The sequence below is a fragment of the Bartonella sp. AU18XJBT genome, assembly GCF_028618595.1.
GTDB lineage: Bacteria > Pseudomonadota > Alphaproteobacteria > Rhizobiales > Rhizobiaceae > Bartonella.
Genome location: NZ_JAQITE010000081.1, coordinates 1 through 3392, shown reverse-complemented (window position 1 = coordinate 3392; position 3392 = coordinate 1). Strand labels below are relative to the sequence as shown.

2 protein-coding genes are annotated in these 3392 nt (G+C 39.7%); both read left to right on the top strand.

Annotation, left to right across the window (positions count from 1 at the left end; genetic code table 11):
• Positions 1-1346, top strand: a 1346-nt coding sequence (locus PVV60_RS09755) for a DUF637 domain-containing protein (RefSeq protein WP_273724581.1), incomplete at its 5' end; no start/stop codon positions are given.
• A gap of 12 nt (positions 1347-1358) precedes the next feature.
• The coding region (locus tag PVV60_RS09750; RefSeq protein WP_273724580.1) for a DUF6990 domain-containing protein at positions 1359-3392 on the top strand (2034 nt) is incomplete at its 3' end.

Sequence of the window (3392 nt, the reverse complement as noted above, 5' to 3'; positions counted from 1 at the left end):
CGGAAATGGCTGGTGTTGGACAATCTTTGCCCAAAACCGCTCCTTTTGTCGATCGTATCGCCCTTGAAGCGGAAAAGAATCTGATCAAAGCCGCCATTGGCACAGGCGTGCAAACGGCTCTTGAGGGCGGCTCTCTTGACAAGAACTTTTTTAACAATCTGCGCATCGCCCTGTCTGATACGGTTGGCAAATCGTTGGCAGAAGAAATTGGTACTGCCAAGGCAGAAGGCAAAATAAATACGGTCACGCAGATCGTTGCCCACGCCGGTCTTGGCTGCTTAAAAGGCGCGGTTGCGAGTGGCGCTTGCTCTGCCGGTGCTATCGGCGGGGCTGTCGGCGAAGCAACTGCTATGCTCCAGTTTAAACTGTGGTCTAAAAATTTAATACAAAAAGAAATAGCAGCATTGAATGGTCGTATTCCAACGGCAGAAGAACAAGCGCGTATAAATGCAAAGATTGAAGCACAGTTTGCTGACTTTAGCGATCGTGCCATTGATGTCGCACGGGTTACAGGGGGCTTTGCTGCTGCCCTTGCTGGTGGTGATGTCAATACTGGCGCGGATGCCGCTAGTAATGCCGCGGAGAATAATTTTCTTCCTGCGGTAGCAGCATTAGCAGCATTCATTGTGTCGCTTACACCAGAAGAGTTGGCAGCTCTGTCTCTTTTTATGGCTGGCGGAGCAACTGTTGTTGGATCCTCTAGCAATGGGACGGCTATAACGGATTTCCTTGGCTATTTGTTTGCATCGAAAAATGCAGAAGAAGATAGCGAAAAAACAAACCAAAACTCAAAAGAAGAAAAAAATAAAGATTCTCAGAAGGAAAGTAAAAATAAGAAAAAAAACGGAAACAATAAAGAACCACAAAACAATAATGATGGAAAGGGTAACATACTTGCACAAGTCAGGAAGCATCATGACAAAAAGCGCGATGAAAAAAAACAAGAATTCAGGGATGAAGGATGTAGAATATGTAAAACAGAAATAGTATTCAAAACTAAGACGGATAAGGGGGTAGTAAGATCTCGTGCGGATATTGTTGGTATAAAGGATGGTAAACTGTTTGCTGCTGATGTAAAAACGGGAAAAGCTGATTTAAGTGGAAACCAAAAGATTTTGAAAGAAGCATATAAAGAAGGAAATGCAGAGCCCACAAAAGGAAAACTTATAGAATTTTTTAAAGAGAACAAAGAGTTCTTAGAGAAATATCAAGAATCGTTCAAAGATTTTAAAGGAAGTGATAAAGAATTAAATCAAGCTAGTAAAAAATGGATTAAAGAACAATTGAGTAATAAGTTAGACAAAATGGATTTTTACACTTTTCATTATCCAGGACTTTTTGAATGAAAGTGAATAGCGATGCGAACTAAAGACGTGACAGAGATTTTAAAAACGCTTGGCTGGGAACCTTATCGTGCTGAAGATGGGAGTATGTTTGCGCATTATCATCTTCCCGATCGCATTGTAGGCATTAGTTATGATGTTGTAGATTATGGAGAGGATGGGGGAAAGTTTCGGCTATCGGCTAATCTTACCACTGCCGCTTATTGTCTTGCTGGGGAATATGCTAGTGGTGAAGTATCACAGGATAAGTATGAAGATACGCTATTTTCTGCGAAAGAGGATTTCGATGTTACAGCTTCAGATCTTTCCGAAAGCCATATCGAAGCTGCTTTAAATAAAGTAATTGCTTGGGCGCAGGCACAAGATATTGAACAAAAGTTGCGTGAAGAAGCTGCTAATCATTCTGCTGTTGCGGAAGCATTACTTGGTGATATTGATGCTTTAAAAAGTTCTAAGTTTACACCCCAATTACATGTACCAGAATTTGCAGATTACAAAACAATAGGGTGGATTGAGCGCCTCATTCTTTTTGCGCAAGCTTATAAAAACGGGGAGTTAGACGATATTCTAACGCCTAAAAAGCCCAAACAGCGCTCGATAAGCCTTACAGCAGCAAGCCGTATTCTTAAAACCCAAGGGTGGTTTTCTACGGAACCTGGAAAAATGTGGCTCTCTTTGCCAGACCGTTTTATTCAGTTTAATTTTGGCTTTATACGTCTTCATGATAATTACAATGTTCGTCTTGAGGCTGAAATATCTAATGAAGAGATTTCTTTATCTTGCTTGTATATTCATTTTTGTGGACAACGTAATCTTGTACAGCCTACGGATATTTATAAGTCTTTTAACACGATTGGGGGAGGAATTTTTAGTGGTTTTGATAAAGGAATTGATATTTGTGTGGGAACATTAAATGATCACGAGCTTATTAAAATCTCTGAGCGGGTGATGCAGTGGTCTCGTGCCCAAGATTTACAAGCATCAATAGAAAGCAAAACGCTTATCCAAAAATATAGCTATTATCCAGCTGTGATTTGGCATTTGGCTTGTTTAGCATTGACAGGTCAAATTGATGTCCTAAAATCCTATCAAGATTCTATTGCAGAGGATAAGATTCCTGAGCATTTGCAAAATCTTGATGAAGAACTGGAGGGGTATGTTAATCACGCTGTTGAATTTGCTGAAAGACATCTGAAAATCCTTAACGAGCGAGAGGCAGTAGAAGCACATCTCAGTCCACAAGTTTTGATTACTTTCAATAAAGTTGCAGAGCAATTAAAAGAAATGGATTGGACAGTTTATCGTGATAAAAATTATGATCGCAATGCTTATTTTATAAGTAAAGACCGTATCATCAATATAATGTACAGTCTTCAAAGTGATGAAGAAGAGCCGATTGTTGCATTTAAGGCTTCCCTTTCAACACTTAGTTTTTCTACGGCTCATAGAGAGATTTTCTATAATATGCCTCAATATATAGCCCTCAAAGAAGCAGAAGAAGTTTATACAGTTTCTAGTACTGAATTGGATGAAGGCAAGCTGAAACAGATCAGTGCGGATATTCTTGAATGGGTTAATCGGCAAAATGTCAATCAAATCATCTATGATTATGTAGCATTTCCCCCAGACAGTGAACTTGATCTTGTAGCGCGTCACCTTATTGCGCTTGTTTTGATTGGGGATGTTGAAAAGCTCAAATCTTATAAGGAGAATTTTAGAAAGGGAAATCCTTTAGGTTTTGTGGAAGAAATCTCAAAATATAGAATTGATAATCTTCTCACTCTTGCACGGCGTTATCGGACTGGTTTTCCTAAAAATGCTCCGATTTTAAGCTTGGATCCGCAAACAGCATCTGTTGCTTCTAAAACAACTTCTGTTGAAGCGGCAGAAGAAGTAGATGAAGCAGATGACACTGATGATCATCTCACCATGGAAAGTGCTCATGCACTTTTAAAAAGCCTAGGCTGGTCAACCGAGAAAATCAATGAAGATGACTATATGGCAAGCTATCAATTGGCTGATCGTGAAGTAGATATTCTTTATAACGAC